This window comes from Streptomyces sp. NPDC005494, assembly GCF_042872025.1.
Lineage (GTDB): Bacteria > Actinomycetota > Actinomycetes > Streptomycetales > Streptomycetaceae > Streptomyces.
The window spans coordinates 102,904-119,613 of the sequence record NZ_JBIAJR010000013.1 but is presented as its reverse complement, the minus strand read 5'-3'; the positions used below and the strand labels follow the sequence as shown (position 1 = coordinate 119,613).

The 16,710-nt window shown below is 71.0% G+C and carries 11 protein-coding genes and 1 tRNA gene; 10 read left to right on the top strand and 2 right to left on the bottom strand.

Features of this window, described 5'->3' with window-relative positions:
• From ACFYQ6_RS31055 to ACFYQ6_RS31010, 10 genes are all read left to right on the top strand, one after another.
• Nucleotides 1-185: hypothetical protein (locus ACFYQ6_RS31055; protein ID WP_388766131.1), on the top strand; the 185-nt coding region annotated here is incomplete at its 5' end.
• Between the two features lie 211 nt (nt 186-396).
• Complete coding sequence (locus tag ACFYQ6_RS31050; protein ID WP_388766129.1) at nt 397-2,850, top strand: sodium-translocating pyrophosphatase; 2,454 nt, start codon at nt 397-399, stop codon at nt 2,848-2,850.
• Nucleotides 2,851-3,131: 281 nt separating this feature from the next.
• On the top strand, nt 3,132-3,752 hold the full coding sequence (locus ACFYQ6_RS31045) for a small secreted protein (protein WP_361579632.1): 621 nt from the start codon (nt 3,132-3,134) through the stop codon (nt 3,750-3,752).
• A 126-nt stretch (nt 3,753-3,878) separates the two neighbouring features.
• A complete protein-coding gene (locus ACFYQ6_RS31040) occupies nt 3,879-5,384 on the top strand; it encodes a methyltransferase (RefSeq protein ID WP_388766127.1) in 1,506 nt (501 codons plus the stop codon).
• A gap of 620 nt (nt 5,385-6,004) precedes the next feature.
• Nucleotides 6,005-6,202 (top strand): hypothetical protein, encoded by a 198-nt coding sequence (locus tag ACFYQ6_RS31035; RefSeq protein ID WP_356744382.1) that lies wholly within the window; start codon nt 6,005-6,007, stop codon nt 6,200-6,202.
• Nucleotides 6,203-6,481: 279 nt separating this feature from the next.
• The gene (gene topA / locus ACFYQ6_RS31030) at nt 6,482-9,343 is read left to right on the top strand and encodes a type I DNA topoisomerase (RefSeq protein ID WP_361579628.1); all 2,862 of its coding nucleotides are present in this window, start codon (nt 6,482-6,484) and stop codon (nt 9,341-9,343) included.
• Between the two features lie 159 nt (nt 9,344-9,502).
• Entirely contained in the window at nt 9,503-12,649 is a 3,147-nt protein-coding gene (tmk, locus tag ACFYQ6_RS31025) for a dTMP kinase (RefSeq protein WP_388766124.1), read from the top strand.
• A gap of 252 nt (nt 12,650-12,901) precedes the next feature.
• Nucleotides 12,902-14,107: a DNA polymerase III subunit delta' gene (locus ACFYQ6_RS31020; protein WP_388766122.1), complete on the top strand. Its 1,206-nt coding sequence runs from the start codon at nt 12,902-12,904 to the stop codon at nt 14,105-14,107.
• Nucleotides 14,108-14,289: 182 nt separating this feature from the next.
• Complete coding sequence (locus tag ACFYQ6_RS31015; RefSeq protein WP_388766120.1) at nt 14,290-15,819, top strand: alpha/beta hydrolase; 1,530 nt, start codon at nt 14,290-14,292, stop codon at nt 15,817-15,819.
• A 97-nt stretch (nt 15,820-15,916) separates the two neighbouring features.
• Nucleotides 15,917-15,990 (top strand) — tRNA-Thr (locus ACFYQ6_RS31010).
• Nucleotides 15,991-16,101: 111 nt separating this feature from the next.
• Here ACFYQ6_RS31010 and ACFYQ6_RS31005 read toward each other — a convergent pair.
• Together ACFYQ6_RS31005 and ACFYQ6_RS31000 are read right to left on the bottom strand one after the other, a co-directional pair.
• On the bottom strand, nt 16,102-16,350 hold the full coding sequence (locus tag ACFYQ6_RS31005) for an integrase (RefSeq protein ID WP_388766118.1): 249 nt from the start codon (nt 16,348-16,350) through the stop codon (nt 16,102-16,104).
• Nucleotides 16,351-16,380: 30 nt separating this feature from the next.
• Nucleotides 16,381-16,524 carry a hypothetical protein gene (locus ACFYQ6_RS31000; RefSeq protein WP_361579620.1) on the bottom strand — a complete coding sequence of 48 codons (144 nt, stop codon included), beginning with the start codon at nt 16,522-16,524 and terminating at the stop codon, nt 16,381-16,383.
• Nucleotides 16,525-16,710 lie beyond the last annotated feature (186 nt).

Below are 16,710 nucleotides of genomic sequence, written 5' to 3'. Positions count from 1 at the left end.
CCACCCGCGCCACCCGCGCCACCCGCGCCACCCGCGCCACCCGCGCCACCCGCGCCACCCGCGCCACCCGCGCCACCCGCGCCACCCGCGCCACCCGCGCCACCAACGACGACGGCCGGCGCGCCCGCCGCCGTACTCCGGCGCGCCACCGGGCGGGATGTGATCGCGATTTCGGGCCCAGCTGAGCAGGGCCTTTTCTTTGCGTCTGATCAATGATCTCCGGAAATCCCGTACGTGCCACGTGTCTGCCCCATTACTGCATTCGGGTCCAACGGAGGCGGGATCGTTTGCCATTGGGTGGACGAAAGACGATTTCATTGGCCACCCACTGTTTTGATCAGGCTCCGCTCCCTACAATCCGTCCACGTCTTGAGCGCTCAGCGTCAAGGAGGACGTATGGCGGAGTTCCTCAATACCCCACTGGCCAACACCCCACTGGCAGAACTGGCGCACGTATCCGTCCCTTCAGACCCGTCAGCCGCACTCGCGGCCGCGGTACTCACCGACGGCAACCGGCTGATCGTCGTGGTCGTCGCGGTTGTCGCCCTTGCCGCGCTGGTCGTCGCCCGCCTGCTGGTACGCCAGGTGCTGGCGGCCGGCGAAGGCACCGAACGCATGAAAGAGATCGCGGCGGCCGTCCAGGAAGGTGCGAATGCCTATCTGGCGCGGCAGCTGCGCACCGTCGGCATCTTCGCCGTCGTCGTGTTCTTCCTGCTTCTGCTGCTTCCGGCCGACAACTGGTCGCAGCGCATCGGGCGCTCGCTCTTCTTCCTGGTGGGTGCGCTTTTCTCGGCAGCCACCGGATACATCGGTATGCGACTCGCCGTCCGCAGCAATGTGCGTGTAGCCGCTGCCGCGCGCGAGGCGACTCCGGCGGAGGGGGAACCGGAAAAGGATCTCACCACCGTTTCACACAAAGCGATGAAGATCGCATTTCGCACCGGGGGCGTGGTCGGAATGATCACGGTGGGCCTCGGTCTGCTCGGCGCCTCCTGTGTGGTGCTCGTCTACGCCGCCGACGCGCCCAAGGTGCTCGAGGGATTCGGCCTCGGCGCCGCCCTGATCGCCATGTTCATGAGGGTCGGAGGCGGCATCTTCACCAAGGCGGCCGACGTGGGTGCCGACCTCGTGGGCAAGGTGGAGCAGGGCATCCCCGAGGACGACCCGCGCAACGCGGCCACCATCGCCGACAACGTGGGCGACAACGTCGGTGACTGCGCCGGGATGGCGGCCGACCTCTTCGAGTCGTACGCCGTGACGCTCGTGGCCGCGCTGATCCTGGGCAAGGTCGCCTTCGGGGACGCGGGGCTCGCCTTTCCGCTGATGGTGCCGGCGATCGGCGTCGTCACCGCGATGATCGGGATCTTCGCGGTCGCCCCCAGGCGGGCCGACCGCAGCGGGATGAGCGCCATCAACCGCGGCTTCTTCGTGTCCGCCGTGATCTCGCTCGTGCTGGTTGCCGTGGCCGTGTTCGCCTACCTGCCGTCCTCGTACGCCGCCCTGGACGGGGTCACCGACGGTGCCATCACCTCGCACGGCGGCGACCCACGCGTCTTCGCCCTGGTCGCCGTCGCCATCGGGATCGTGCTCGCCGCTCTCATCCAGCAGCTCACCGGCTACTTCACCGAGACCGGCCGACGTCCCGTCCGGGACATCGGGAAGTCATCCCTGACCGGTCCGGCGACCGTCATCCTCGCCGGCATCTCCATCGGCCTCGAATCGGCCGTCTACACCGCGCTCCTGATCGGTCTGGGCGTCTACGGTGCCTTCCTGCTCGGTGGTACGTCGATCATGCTCGCGCTCTTCGCGGTGGCCCTGGCCGGGACGGGCCTGCTCACCACGGTGGGTGTCATCGTCGCCATGGACACATTCGGCCCGGTCTCCGACAACGCCCAGGGCATCGCCGAGATGTCCGGAGACGTGACGGGCGCGGGCGCTCAGGTCCTCACTGATCTGGACGCCGTCGGCAACACCACCAAGGCCATCACCAAGGGCATCGCGATCGCCACGGCGGTCCTGGCGGCGGCCGCGCTCTTCGGCTCCTACCGGGACGCGATCGCCACCGCGGTCGACGACGTCGGAGCCCGGGCGGGGGAGCTCGGGCTGAGCCTGGACATCTCGCAGCCGAACAATCTGGTCGGCCTGATCCTCGGAGCGGCGGTCGTCTTCCTCTTCTCCGGTCTGGCCATCAACGCGGTCTCCCGTTCGGCGGGATCCGTGGTCTACGAGGTGCGACGGCAGTTCCGGGAGCACCCAGGGATCATGGGAGGCACGGAGAAGCCGGAGTACGGCCGTGTCGTCGACATCTGCACCAAGGACGCGCTGCGTGAACTGGCCACACCCGGTCTGCTCGCGGTTCTGGCGCCGATCGCCGTCGGGTTCTCCCTGGGGGTCGGGGCGCTGGGTTCCTACCTCGCGGGGGCGATCGCCACCGGCACACTGATGGCCGTCTTCCTCGCCAACTCGGGCGGGGCGTGGGACAACGCCAAGAAGCTCGTCGAGGACGGACACCACGGTGGCAAGGGCAGTGAGGCCCATGAGGCGACGGTGATCGGAGACACGGTGGGCGACCCGTTCAAGGACACGGCGGGTCCCGCGATCAACCCGCTCCTCAAGGTGATGAACCTCGTGGCGCTCCTCATCGCCCCCGCGGTCGTGCAGTTCAGCTACGGCGACGACGCGAGCGCGCCCGTACGCGCGGTGGTGGCTGTCATCGCCGTCGTCGTCGTCATCGGTGCTGTCCATGTGTCCAAGCGGCGGGGAATCGCTGTGGGGGACGACGACGGTCCGGGCGACGAGGGCGGCGGAGGAGGACCGGCCAAGTCCACTGATCCTGCGGCCGTTTCGTGAGAGGTGCGCCCCGCCTTCGGCGGTCGCACACGTAACACCTGCTCAGCGAGGCGGCGGGCGGCACGACCTGACGTGCCGCCCGCCACCTGTGTGCCAAACGTCCTGCATGCGGGCCGGGCGGCGCTCGCAGGGGCGTCCGAGCGCGTAGGTGAGTTGTATCTCCCTCATTTCCCTTGGTGCGAATGGCTTCAAAAGATTACAAATCGGATGCTGGTCGCCTGAATGTCGCCCACTTGGCGTGTAAGTTCCGGGGCCGAGAGCCTTGGAAGGGACCCCATCCGGTGAACAAGAAGCTTGCAGCCGCACTGTCCGGCGGTGCGGTACTCGTACTGACGCTGTCGGGCTGCAGCGACGACAGCGACAACAAGGTGAACGACTGGGCGAAGAAGGTCTGCGACCAGGTTCAGCCGCAGCTGCAGAAGATCGCGAACGCCAATGCCTCGATCCAGCAGCAGACGGCCGACAACAGCAAGCCTGCCGACGTCCAGGCGACCGACTCGGCTGCCTTCCAGCAGATCTCCCAGGCTTACAAGGCGCTGGGCACGGCCGTGAATTCGGCCGGCGCGCCGCCCGTGGACGGCGGTGAGACCACGCAGAAGGAGGCGGTGAAGGAGCTGAACGCCTCCTCCGCCGCCTACGCGGAGCTGAAGACGAAGGTCGACGCGCTCGACACGGAGGACCAGGCGAAATTCGCCGACGGCCTCAAGGGGATCGCCGACGAGCTGAACAAGATCAGCACCAACGGTGACCAGGCGCTGAAGAAGCTCCAGTCCGGCGAGGTCGGTTCCGCGATGGCCAAGCAGAAGGGCTGCCAGAAGCCCACCGCCTCTGCGTCGCCCGCCCCCGCGCCGTCCGGTTCGGCCGCGAAGACCGCTTCGCCTTCGGCGACCGCGAAGGCGTAACGGCGGGTCCGCCCACGGCTCCGGCTCCGGCCGGCAGCGGCGGCGAAGCCCGCTCGGGGCAGCCCGGTCACCCCGTGTGGGGGCCGGGCCGCTGCCGTTGTCGGTGGGAGCGGCCACAATGGTCGGGTGAGTACGACCAGCCTCCCCGCATCCGATCACGCCCTCCGGCTCCGCGAAGCCCTGATCGCCGCGGCCTTCACCGCCGACGGCCTCCTCGAACGGCTCGGTGCGCCCGCGTACGCCGCGCTCGCCCGCAGCGAGACCGTCCCCGCGCTCCGCGCCACCCGAGGGGACACGCCACTCGACACGCTGGTGCGGCTGTTCCTCCTGCAGCGCCCCTTGCCGGCGGAGGCGGCTGCCGCCGCGATCCCGCTGGAGGAGTGTGTCGAGGACGGCTGGGTGACTTCCGAAGGCGGCCTGGTCCGTGCCACCGTCGACGTGCGGCCCTACGGCGGGCCGGAGGGCCAGGACTGGTTCATCGTCTCCGACCTGGGGTGCGCGGTCGGCGGGGCCGGTGGCATCGGCTCGCACGAGGAAGGGGTCGTCCTGGGAGTCGGCGGGGCGTCCACCACGCTCGCCGGGATCACGGTGCGCGAGCCCGTCACCTCCGCCCTCGATCTCGGTACGGGGTCCGGCATCCAGGCGTTGCACGCCGCCCAGCACGCCACCCGGGTCGTGGCCACGGACGTCAACCCACGAGCGCTGGAATTCACCCGTCTCACGCTCGCCCTGTCCGGCGCGTCCCCGGCCGACCTGCGCGAAGGCTCCCTCTTCGAGCCGGTGAGCACGGAGACGTACGACCTGATCGTGTCCAACCCGCCCTTCGTCATCTCACCCGGTGCGCGGCTGACGTACCGCGACGGCGGTATGGGCGGCGACGACCTGTGCCGGACGCTCGTGCAGCAGGCGGGGGAGCGTCTCAACCAGGGCGGATACGCACAGTTTCTGGCCAACTGGCAGCACGTCGAGGGCGAGGAGTGGCAGGACCGCGTCCGCTCCTGGGTCCCCGCGGGCTGCGACGCCTGGATCGTGCAGCGCGAGGTGCAGGACATCACGCAGTACGCGGAGCTGTGGCTGCGCGACAGCGGTGACCACCGCACCGATCCCGAGCGGTACGCCGAGCGGTACGAGGCCTGGCTGGACGAGTTCGAGGCCCGCCGGACGAAGGCGGTCGGCTTCGGCTGGATCACACTCCGCAGGTCCGCCGCAGCCGCCGCCGGGGACGCCTCCGTCGTGGTGGAGGAGTGGCCGCACGCGGTGGAGCAACCCCTCGGGCCCGCCGTCGAGGCGCACTTCGCGCGGCAGGACTACCTGCGGCAGCACGACGACGCGGCCTTGCTCTCGGCGCACTTCACACTCGCCGAAGAGGTCGTGCAGGAGCAGGTCGGACTGCCGGGCGCCGAGGACCCCGAGCATGTGGTGCTGCGTCAGCACCGCGGGATGCGGCGGGCGACGAAGGTCGACGCGGTCGGCGCCGGATTCGCGGGCGTGTGCGACGGTTCACTGCCCGCGGGCCGGATCCTGGACGCCATCGCCCAGTTGATGGCCGAGGATCCGGTACTGCTGCGCGATCGCACCCCGCAGGCGATCCGGCTCCTGGTGGAGGAGGGCTTCCTGGATCCCGTGCGCTGACCCGGTGCGCCGCCCCTCTGTGCGGCGGCCCACGCTCCGACTTCGTGTGCCGCGGCCCACGCGCTGACCTCCTGTGCTGCGGCCCTCGCGCTGACACGGCACTCCCGCGTGCCGACCCGGCACGTGGGCCCTCGGTACGCCGGTTCCCGTGCATGGGCTGCGACGTGCCGGCCCGGCACACGGGCCTCGGTACACCGGTTCTCGCACCCGGGCTTCGACGTGCCAGCCCGTCACACGGGCCTCGGTACAGCGGTTCCGCCGAAGAGGGCTCCGCAAGGGCCGGTGACCGCGTCCCGTGACGCGGGTCACCCGCGCCCCGTAACGCGCCCCGGGCTCCGTTCCCGCGCACCGGAGCCATGCGTTGCGAGGCCCAACCCCCTTGTGACCAGCACCTTCACCCCAGTGCGGGTCATGCTCCGGCACGGCCCGCGGGTTCCGCTCAGGGCCGTTCCCGGAGCGGGTGCGCGCTGTTCACCCGAGGTTCGCGTCGAGGACGCCCCGGCGTGGCAGCCTCCCCTGTGCCGAGCGGCCGGCGCCTCGCGCGTCCGAGCGGCGACAGCCGCCCGGGGGCGCGCACGTCACGGGCAGCAGCCGATGGCCAGAACACGAGGGGTACGGACATGGAGAGCGTCACCGCGGTCTTCGCCGGTACGGCATTCAGCCTGTTCGGCGCCGCCCTCCTCGTCTGGACGGGGGCGCGCACCATTCAGCGTGCGCCGGTCGCCCTCGGCGTGAGCCCCGTCGCTTCCACCGCTCTCGCCACGCTCTTCGGCGTACTCTTCCTCGTCCTCGGCGTGTGGTGCTTCACCCGCATCTGATCCACTTCTCCGGAGCGGCCGGAAGGCCGCCGGGCGCCCGGCCGCCGGGTCCCCCGACAGCACCGCGGAACCCGCAGGCGACGGCCCCGTGAGGAGTGGACCGGACAGTCCGGGCGGCAGGAATGGCGGAAGTCGGGTTACCGTTCGAGTGGCCGTTGCGGGCTTTTGCCGTTTGACACGGGGGCGGGTTGTACCGTCACACTCCGCAGCGACAGCACCGCGAGCAGCGTCCACCGCTGCCCGGATGCCCACGAGTGCCGACCGGAGAGAAGAGCGAAGTTGTCCCCGACCAGCGAGACCGCAGGCCGCCGACTCGTCATTGTCGAGTCGCCTGCCAAGGCGAAGACGATCAAGGGCTACCTCGGCCCCGGATACGTCGTCGAGGCGAGCGTCGGGCACATCCGCGACCTGCCGAACGGCGCCGCCGAGGTGCCGGACGAGTACACCGGTGAGGTACGCCGCCTCGGCGTGGACGTCGAGAACGACTTCCAGCCGATCTACGTCGTCAACGCTGACAAGAAATCCCAGGTCAGGAAGCTCAAGCAGCTCCTTGCCGAATCCGACGAACTCTTCCTCGCCACCGATGAGGACCGCGAGGGCGAAGCCATCGCGTGGCACCTGCAGGAAGTTCTCAGGCCCAAGGTCCCCGTCCACCGGATGGTCTTCCACGAGATCACCAAGGACGCGATCAGGGCCGCCGTCGCCAACCCGCGCGAGCTGAACCAGCGCATGGTCGACGCCCAGGAGACCCGCCGTATCCTCGACCGCCTCTACGGCTACGAGGTCTCGCCGGTCCTGTGGAAGAAGGTCATGCCGCGGCTGTCCGCCGGCCGCGTCCAGTCCGTCGCGACCCGCCTCGTCGTCGAGCGGGAGCGCGAACGCATCGCCTTCCGCTCCGCCGAGTACTGGGACCTGACCGGGACCTTCGGTACCGGCCGCACCGGTGACGCCTCCGACCCCTCCACGCTCACCGCCCGCCTCAGCGCGGTCGACGGGCGCCGTATCGCGCAGGGCCGTGACTTCGGTCCTGACGGACAGCTCAAGGCCGGTTCCGCCCAGACGCTGCACCTGGACGAGACGAACGCCCGGGCACTGGCCGTCGCGCTCGCCGACTCCGCGTTCGCGGTCCGCTCGGTCGAGTCGAAGCCGTACCGCCGCTCGCCGTACGCGCCCTTCCGCACGACGACCCTCCAGCAGGAGGCGAGCCGCAAGCTGGGCTTCGGGGCCAAGGCCACGATGCAGGTGGCGCAGAAGCTGTACGAGAACGGCTTCATCACCTACATGCGTACGGACTCCACGACCCTCTCGGACACCGCGGTCTCCGCGGCCCGGGCGCAGGTCACGCAGCTGTACGGGGCGAACTACCTGCCCGAGAAGCCCCGCACCTATGCGGGCAAGGTCAAGAACGCGCAGGAGGCGCACGAAGCGATCCGCCCCTCGGGCGACCGCTTCCGCACCCCGGCGGAGACCGGACTCACCGGCGACCAGTTCCGGCTGTACGAGCTGATCTGGAAGCGGACCGTCGCCTCCCAGATGAAGGACGCCACGGGTAACTCCGTGACCGTGAAGATCGGCGGCCGGGCGAGCGACGGCCGTGACGCCGAGTTCTCCGCGTCCGGCAAGACGATCACCTTCCACGGCTTCATGAAGGCGTACGTCGAGGGCGCGGACGACCCGAACGCCGAGCTGGACGACCGTGAGCGCAGGCTGCCGCAGGTCGCCGAGGGTGACGCGCTCTCCGCCGAGGAGATCACCGCGGACGGCCACTCCACCAAGCCGCCGGCCCGTTACACCGAGGCCTCGCTGGTCAAGGAGCTCGAAGAGCGCGAGATCGGCCGCCCGTCGACGTACGCCTCGATCATCGGGACCATCCTGGACCGCGGCTACGTGTTCAAGAAGGGCACGGCCCTGGTGCCGTCATTCCTCTCGTTCGCCGTGGTCAACCTGCTGGAGAAGCACTTCGGCCGCCTGGTCGACTACGACTTCACCGCGCGCATGGAGGACGACCTCGACCGCATCGCCCGGGGCGAGGCCCAGTCGGTGCCGTGGCTGCGCCGCTTCTACTTCGGCGCGAGGGACGACACGACCGGTGCCGGTGCGGCATCCGACGCGGGCAACGGCGACGGGGACCACCTCGGCGGCCTGAAGGAGCTCGTGACCGACCTGGGCGCGATCGACGCCCGCGAGATCTCCTCGTTCCCCGTCGGCAACGGCATCAAGCTCCGTGTCGGCCGCTACGGCCCGTACATCGAGCGTGGCGAGAAGGACTCCGAGGGCCACCAGCGCGCCGACGTGCCGGAGGACCTGGCGCCCGACGAGCTGTCCGTGGAACTCGCGGAGGAGCTGCTGGCCAAGCCGAGCGGCGACTTCGAGCTCGGCGCCGACCCGGTCAGCGGGAACCAGATCATCGCGAAGGACGGGCGCTACGGCCCGTACGTCACCGAGGTGCTGCCCGAGGGCACGCCGAAGACCGGCAAGAACGCCGTGAAGCCGCGGACCGCCTCGCTCTTCAAGACGATGTCGCTCGACACGGTGACGCTGGCCGACGCGCTCAAGCTGATGTCGCTGCCGCGCGTGGTCGGCGAGGACGCCGAGGGTGTCGAGATCACCGCGCAGAACGGCCGCTACGGCCCGTACCTGAAGAAGGGCACCGACTCCCGCTCGCTGACCTCCGAGGACCAGCTCTTCGACATCACCCTCGAAGAGGCCCTCGCGATCTACGCGCAGCCGAAGCAGCGCGGCCGGGCCGCCGCCAAGCCGCCTCTGAAGGAACTGGGCACGGACCCGGTGAGCGGTGCGCCGGTGGTCGTGAAGGACGGCCGCTTCGGCCCGTACGTCACGGACGGCGAGACGAACGCGACGCTGCGGACCGACGACAGCGTCGAGGACATCACGCCGGAGCGCGGCTACGAGCTGCTCGCCGAGAAGCGGGCCAAGGGGCCGGCGAAGAAGAAGACGGCGAAGAAGGCCCCGGCCAAGAAGACCGCGGCCAAGAAGGCGACCGCCGCGAAGAAGACGACGACCGCCAAGAAGGCGACCGCCACCAAGACGGCGGCCAAGAAGACGGCCACCGCGAAGAAGGCGACCACCAAGAAGGCGGCCACCTCGAAGACGGCTTCGGCTCCGGCCGACGAGAGCTGACCGCTGAAGGCGCCGTACTCGTACGCCGTCCACCGGAACACCGGAGGAGCTGGGACGACCCGGCTCCTCCGGTGTTCTCGTACGGGTGACCCGGGTCCCTGCGGGCACTTGTTCGGACGCGGCCCCCGGGTACCCCGCCGGTCCCGATAGGCTGGGCGGATGACGCGAGCCGAGCAGCCACCGGTCGTGAGCCCCACCTCCGACACACTTGCCGCAGACTCACGCGAGCGCGCCGTACGAGCCCTGTTGCGTGTTCCCCCGCTCCGGCGGTTGTGGAGCGCACAGCTCGTCGGGAGTATCGGCGATTCACTCGCCCTTCTCGTGCTGGTGTTGTTGTCGCTGCAAGCGGCGGTCCTCGAGGGCTCATTCGGCGCCGGATACCGCGGGGCGGCCTTTGCCGTCGCCGCCGTGTTCGGTGCCCGGATTCTTTCCACCGTGCTCTTCGGAGCCGTACTCCTGGGGCCGTTGACGGCACTCACGGCGCCCGCCGGTCCGCTGGACCGGCGCTGGCTGATGATCGGAGCGGACGGGCTGCGGCTCGCCCTGCTGGTCGTCGCGCCCCTGTGGATCGACTGGATGCCGGACAAGGCACTCATGATGATCCTGATCACCGTCTTCGTGGCCGGAGCCGGCGAGCGGGTGTGGACGGTGGCCAAGGAGAGTGCCGCCCCCGCCCTGCTGCCCGCACCGCCCCCCGAGGGCGCTGCCGTGCGCCCGCTGCCCGACCACCTCGACGCCCTGCGCAGGCTCTCCCTGCGGACGAACTTCCTGGCTGTGCCCGCCGCCGCGGTCGTACTGGTGGTCGCCGCACTGATCGGTGAACTGCTCGGTACGGGCTTCGACTGGTTCTCCGCCCACCAGGCCGCCCTCGGTTCCTACGTCGCGGCGGGGCTCTTCTCCGCCTCGATCTCGACGCTGTACTTCCTCCAGCTGCCGGGCACCCGGACGCCCCGCCCGCGCTCGCCCCTGGAGGGGCTGCGCCGGCCGGCCACCGGTACGGGGCCCGACAGGGGGCGCACCGGCAGCCTCCCGCTGGTCGTCGCCGCCTGCTCCATGGTCGCCGGGGCCGTGGCCGCCGCTGCCGGTGTCTCCGTGCTGCACGCCGCCGACCTCGGTGGCGGGCCCGCCACCTTCGCCCTGCTGATCCTGGTCCTGACCGGGGGCACCGCACTCGGTATCCGTACGGCGCGCGGCGTGCTGCCCGCGCTGTCACGGCGGCGGCTGCTCGCTCTGGCCATCGCGGTCACGGGAGTGGCGCTCCTCGCGCTCGGCCTGGTGCCGGACACGGCCACCGGCCTGCTGATCGCGCTGGTCGCCGGTTACGCGGCGGGCGTCGCCGCACACATCGGGCACGCGGTCATCGACCAGGAGACGGAGGTGACCCGGCAGGCCAGGGCCACCGAGCACCTCCAGGCCGTCGTCCGGGTGCTGGTCGCACTCGGCGCGGTGGGCGGTCCGCTGGTCGCGGCCGCCATCGGCCGGCACCGTCTGGGGTCCGGTGACTTCGTCTTCGCGCACGGCGGTGCCGCTTTCACCCTGATGCTCGTCGGCGCCCTGCTGCTGCCCGTCGCGGTGATCGTCCTCGCCAAGACCGACGACCGCGCCGGTGTGCCGCTCCGTCGCGACCTGCGTGAGGCGCTGCGCGGCGGTGACTCCGCGGAGGCGCACACGGCGAACGGCTTCTTCCTCGTTCTCGAGGGCGGCGACGGTGCCGGCAAGTCCACCCAGGTCGAAGCCCTCGCCGACTGGATCCGGGCCAAGGGCCACGAGGTCGTCGTCACCCGCGAACCGGGCGCCACCCCGGTCGGCAAACGGCTGCGCTCGATCCTGCTCGACGTGTCCTCGGGAGGCCTGTCCAACCGCGCCGAGGCGCTGCTGTACGCCGCGGACCGCGCCGAGCACGTCGACTCGGTCGTCCGTCCGGCGCTGGAGCGCGGCGCGATCGTCATCTCGGACCGCTACATCGACTCGTCCGTCGCCTACCAGGGCGCGGGCCGCGACCTCGCCCCGACCGAGATCGCCAGGATCTCGCGCTGGGCGACGAGCGGACTCGTACCGCACCTGACGGTCCTCCTGGACGTCGACCCGGAGACGGCCCGGGAACGCTTCACCGAGGCGCCCGACCGGCTGGAGTCCGAGCCGGCCGAATTCCACACCCGGGTGCGCTCCGGCTTCCTGACCCTGGCCGCGGCCGACCCGGCGCGTTACCTGGTCGTGGACGCCGCCCAGGAGCCCGAGGCGATCACCACGGTCGTACGCCACCGGCTCGACCAGCTCCTGCCGCTCTCCGAGGCCGAGATCCGGGCCCAGGAGGAGGCGCGCAGGGCGGCGGAGGAGGAGGCCCGGCGCAAGGCCGAGGAAGAGGCCGCCCGCAAGGCCGAGGAGGAGCGGCTGGAGCGTGAGCGGCAGGCTCAGCTCGCCAAGCTCCGTGCCGAGGAGGAGGAGCGCAAGCGCCGCGAGGAGGAAGAAGCGCGCCGGCGTGAGGCCGAGCGGCAGGCGGAGGAGGCCCGTCGGCGAGCCGAGGAGGCGCGCCGCCGAGCCGAGGAGGAGCGGGCGCGCATCGAGGCCGAGGAGCGTGTGCGCGAGGCCGAGCAGGAGCGGCTGAGGCTTCAGGCCCAGGAAGAGGCACGGCTGCGCAAGGAGGCGGAGGAGCTGCGCCTGGAGAAGCAGCGCAAGGCCGAGGAGGCGCTGGTCCGGGCCGAGGAGGCTCGCCGCCGCGCCGAGGCCGAGGCCGCTGCCCGGGCGGAGGAGGCCGAGGCCGCCGAGGCGGCGAAGCGTTCCCGCGAGACCGGGCACCCGGAGTCGGGACCGTCCGGGCCGGCTGGGTACTCCGGTCGACCGGGGTCGGCCGTACCGGACAACGAGCTCACCGTCCCGACCCCTGTCGTGAATCCGAACGAGATCACCCAGCCGGTCCCGATCGCCCGGCCGGACCAGCCGGCGCACGACGCGGAAGAGACGACGGTGATGCCGGCCGTACGCGACGCGGACGAGACGGCCGTGCTGCCGCCCGTCCGGGGGGAGGGCCCGACCGACCGGGTGCCGCCGGGCGTCTTCCGTGACGAGCGTGGCGCTTCCCGCTCCGAGGGCGAGAACGAGCGCACGCGCGAGCTGCCGCAGGTCAGCGACGACCCGCGGGCCGGACGGGACCCCCAGGGCGGTTCCGGACGCCAGAAGCGGCAGCGTTCCGACTGGGCGGAGGAGACGCCGCTCGACGATCTGCCGTCGCTGGCCGACGAGCTGCTCGGCGGTCAGGACGACGACCAGGGTGGCTCCGGCCGGGGTGGTCGCCGGCCGCGCCGCTGACGGTTCCGCGCCGCTCCTGGGCGGGCCGCTTGCGGGCGGGCCCGCTCACGGGCGCGCGGGGGTGACGTGACGGTCGCCCGGCGCCGGGCCACCTGCGCCGGCTGGCCCTGCGGACGGGCGGACGGGCGCCCTGCGGACGGGCGGACGGTGGGAGCGAGGCCGGAGCGCCGGGATTGTCAGACCCTTCCCGCACAATAGGGAAGCGCCGGGATTCCGGTTCTCCCGCACGACGCCTCCGGAAGGGCGGTGACCATGACCGTATGGGACGACCTGGTCGGACAGGACCGGGTGCAGGAGCAGCTCGGTGCCGCCGCCCGGGACGCCGATGCGCTGGTCACCGCCGTCTCCGCGGGCGAGACGATGCCCCCCGGCTCGAAGATGACCCACGCCTGGCTGTTCACGGGACCGCCCGGCTCCGGCCGGTCCACCGCCGCTCGTGCCTTCGCCGCCGCGCTCCAGTGCACCAGCCCGGACCGGGCCTTGGGCGGCGCGCCCGGCTGCGGTTTCTGCGACGGCTGCCACACGGCGTTGATCGGAACGCACGCCGACGTCGAGGTGATCCGCACGGATCTGCTCTCCATCGGCGTGAAGGAGACCCGTGAGCTGGTCCGCCGCGCTCAGCTCTCGCCGGCGGTGGGCCGCTGGCAGGTCATCGTCATGGAGGACGCCGACCGCCTCACGGAGGGCGCGGGCAACGTCCTTCTGAAGGCGGTGGAGGAGCCCGCGCCCCGCACGGTGTGGCTGCTCTGCGCTCCCTCCCTCGAGGACGTGCTGCCCACGATCCGCTCCCGCTGCCGCCATCTCACGCTGCGCACACCGCCGGTGGACGCCGTGGCGGACGTGCTGGTCAGACGCGACGGCATCGACCCCGAGCGGGCCGCCTCCGCCGCCCGTGCGACCCAGGGCCACATCGGGCGTGCGCGCCGTCTCGCCACGGACGAGCGGGCGCGGGCGCGCCGTGCAGCCGTGCTCAAGCTCCCGTTGCGTGTCCACGACGTCGGTGGCTGCCTCAAGGCGGCACAGGAGCTCATCGACACGGCCACGGACGACGCCAAGCAGGTCGCCGAGGAGGTCGACGTCAAGGAGACGGAGGACCTGAAGGCGGCGCTCGGGGGCGTGGCCGGGGGCCGGATGCCGCGCGGTACGGCCGGTGCGATGAAGGAGCTGGAGGACAGGCAGAAGCGCCGCCGGACGCGTACACAGCGCGACAGCCTCGACCTGGCGCTCAGTGAGCTCACCGGTTTCTACCGGGATGTGCTGGCCCTGCAGCTGGGCTCCCGGATCGCCCTCGCCAACACCGATGTTCGGGACGCCCTGGACCGGGTCGCCGAGTCCTCCACCCCCGAGCGCACCCTGCGCCGGATCGAGGCCGTGATCGCCTGCCGGCGCGCCCTCGACCGCAATGTCGCGCCTCTGCTCGCCGTGGAAGCCATGACGATGTCGCTGCGGGCCGGCTGACGCACGCCGGAGGCGGCGCAGCCCGGCCGGGGCGGATCCCGCCGGTCCTCCCTGGTCTGTGGGGAGCGTCTGTGAAGGGCCTCGGCCGCAGCACGGGTGGCTCGTGGGCCGCCAGGAGGAGTGAATTCACCCGTACGGGGAGGGAATCGGTCGACTCGTCACCCGGGGGCTACGCTCCGGGGATGGACTCCAGGCGCCTGCTCCGTACGTTCGCCACCGCGCTCGGCACTGCCGGCCTTCTCGTCTCGGGCTGCAGCAGCGGCAGTTCCGCCCCCAGCGCCTCGGCGACGGGTTCGGCCGTCGCCGAGGAGCTGGAACCGTATTACGGCCAGAAGCTGCGCTGGCGGGACTGCGGGGTGGAGGGCTTCCAGTGCGCCACGATGAAGGCCCCGCTGGACTACGCGAAGCCCGACGACGGTGACGTGAAGCTGGCCGTCTCCCGCAAGAAGGCCACGGGCCCCGGGAGGCGGATCGGCTCGCTCCTGGTGAACCCCGGCGGGCCCGGCGGCTCGGCCGTCGACTACCTCCAGGGGTACGCGGCCATCGGCTACCCCGCCCCCGTCCGCGCCCGGTACGACATGGTGGCCGTCGATCCCCGCGGGGTGGCCCGCAGCGAACCGGTCAGGTGCCTGACCGGCAAGGAGATGGACGCCTACACACAGGTGGACCAGACCCCCGACGACAAGGGTGAGGTCAACGCGCTGAGCAAGGCCTTCGACACGTTCGCGAACGGGTGCGAGAAGCGTTCGAGCAAGATCCTCCCGCACGTGTCCACGGTCGAGACGGCGCGTGACATGGACATCCTGCGGGCTCTCCTCGGTGACGAGAAGCTGCACTACGTGGGTGCTTCGTACGGCACCTTCCTCGGTGCGACGTACGCCGACCTCTTCCCCGCGCGGGTGGGCCGTCTGGTCCTGGACGGAGCGATGGACCCCTCGCTCCCCGCGATCGACATCAACCGCGACCAGACCGCCGGCTTCGAGGCGGCGTTCCAGTCCTTCGCCGCCGACTGCGTGAAGCAGGCCGACTGCCCGCTCGGCACCACGAACACCTCCGATGCGGCGACGGCGCTGAAGAAGCTGTTCACCGATCTGGACTCCGCACCGGTGAAGACCGGTGAAACCAGGCAGCTGACGGAGTCCCTGGCGACCACAGGGGTGATCGCCGCCATGTACGACGAGGCCGCATGGCCGCAGCTCCGAGAGGCCATCGACAGTGCGCAGCGTGGTGACGGGTCCGGCCTGCTCGCGCTGGCCGACAGCTACTACGAGCGCGAGCCGAGCGGCAAGTACGCCAATCTGATGTTCGCCAATGCCGCCGTGAACTGCCTCGACCTCGCCCCCGCCTTCGCGGACCCCTCGGCGGTGGAGAAGGCGATCCCCGACTTCGAGAAGGCCTCTCCGGTCTTCGGCAGGGGTTTCGCCTGGGCCGCTCTCAACTGCGGCTCCTGGCCCGTCGAGGCCACCGGCACCCCGCGCAGCACGGAAGCGGCGGGCGCCGCCCCGATCGTCGTGGTCGGAACCACCCGCGACCCGGCCACTCCCTACAAGTGGGCCGAGTCCCTCGCCGGCCAGCTCTCCTCCGGCACCCTTCTCACCTATGAGGGGGACGGGCACACCGCGTACGGCCGGGGAAGCGACTGCATCGACACCGCGATCAACACCTACCTGCTGGAGGGCACACCGCCCAAGAACGGCAAGAAGTGCAGCTGACCTGCGGATACGCCGACGAGGGCGGGCGGTGCGGAGCACCCCCGGAAACTGTGTAGACTTGGCGTCGCTGCTGCCGCACCATGGTGCGCCAGGGCGCGCCGCCTTAGCTCAGTTGGCCAGAGCAACGCACTCGTAATGCGTAGGTCTCGGGTTCGAATCCCGAAGGCGGCTCGGATCAGCCCCAGGACTCACTCGCCGTGACCTGGGGCTTTTTCATGCCCGGGGCATGCCGAGCCGCACGACGGGGATGCCGTGGAAGTGCCTGCGTGAGCGGAGCGGCCGTCAGCCCTTCTTCGCGGCCTTCTTGACCTTGCCCTTCGCCTTCTCGGCCTTCTTCGCTCCCTTGGCAGCCTCGCTGGCCTGCTCTTCTTGGTCAGCCTTTCGCTGGAGGGGGACGAGCTTCGCGGTGGCCTCGGCGGCGGTCTTGCCGACGTGGGGGAGCACGCTCTGGTAGATGTCGCGCGTGATCCGGGTGTCGCTGTGCCCGGGCGTGTCCGACATGATCTTGATGTCGATGTCGGCGGCCGGCATGAGTGTGGCCCTTCCGTGGGGGGTGGCCGGTCAGCGGCCTGTTGCGACGAAGCGGAGGTAGCGGCGCAGGCCAAAGGTGCGGCGGTGCGCCGCGCCCGCCGTGGCGAGCTGGGTGACCAGCAGGCCGTGCGTGGTGGTGGCGTCGGTGAGTTGAGCCTGGCGCTGAAGCAGCACCGCGCGCTGCTGCTGGTGGCCCCCTGGTGCTGCTGCTTCTCCGTGTTGGCCTGCTGTAGACGGGTGGTGATCCGCTGCTGAAGCTGGTCACGTTTGTGACGGGCCGCGTGCTCGGCCTGCGTGATTTCCGCTTCGTATCTCTTCTTCTGAGCAGCGAACTGTTGTCGGATCGCGGCCCGTTCCTGG

What these genes read in the sequence shown, in the direction of transcription:
- ACFYQ6_RS31035 (WP_356744382.1), top strand. Translation starts at nt 6,005, where the DNA reads ATGGAGAGCGTCACCGCGGTCTTCGCCGGTACGGCATTCAGCCTGTTC.
- ACFYQ6_RS31005 (WP_388766118.1), bottom strand. Translation starts at nt 16,350, where the DNA reads ATGCCGGCCGCCGACATCGACATCAAGATCATGTCGGACACGCCCGGG.
- tmk (WP_388766124.1), top strand. Translation starts at nt 9,503, where the DNA reads ATGACGCGAGCCGAGCAGCCACCGGTCGTGAGCCCCACCTCCGACACA.
- ACFYQ6_RS31050 (WP_388766129.1), top strand. Translation starts at nt 397, where the DNA reads ATGGCGGAGTTCCTCAATACCCCACTGGCCAACACCCCACTGGCAGAA.
- ACFYQ6_RS31015 (WP_388766120.1), top strand. Translation starts at nt 14,290, where the DNA reads ATGGACTCCAGGCGCCTGCTCCGTACGTTCGCCACCGCGCTCGGCACT.
- ACFYQ6_RS31020 (WP_388766122.1), top strand. Translation starts at nt 12,902, where the DNA reads ATGACCGTATGGGACGACCTGGTCGGACAGGACCGGGTGCAGGAGCAG.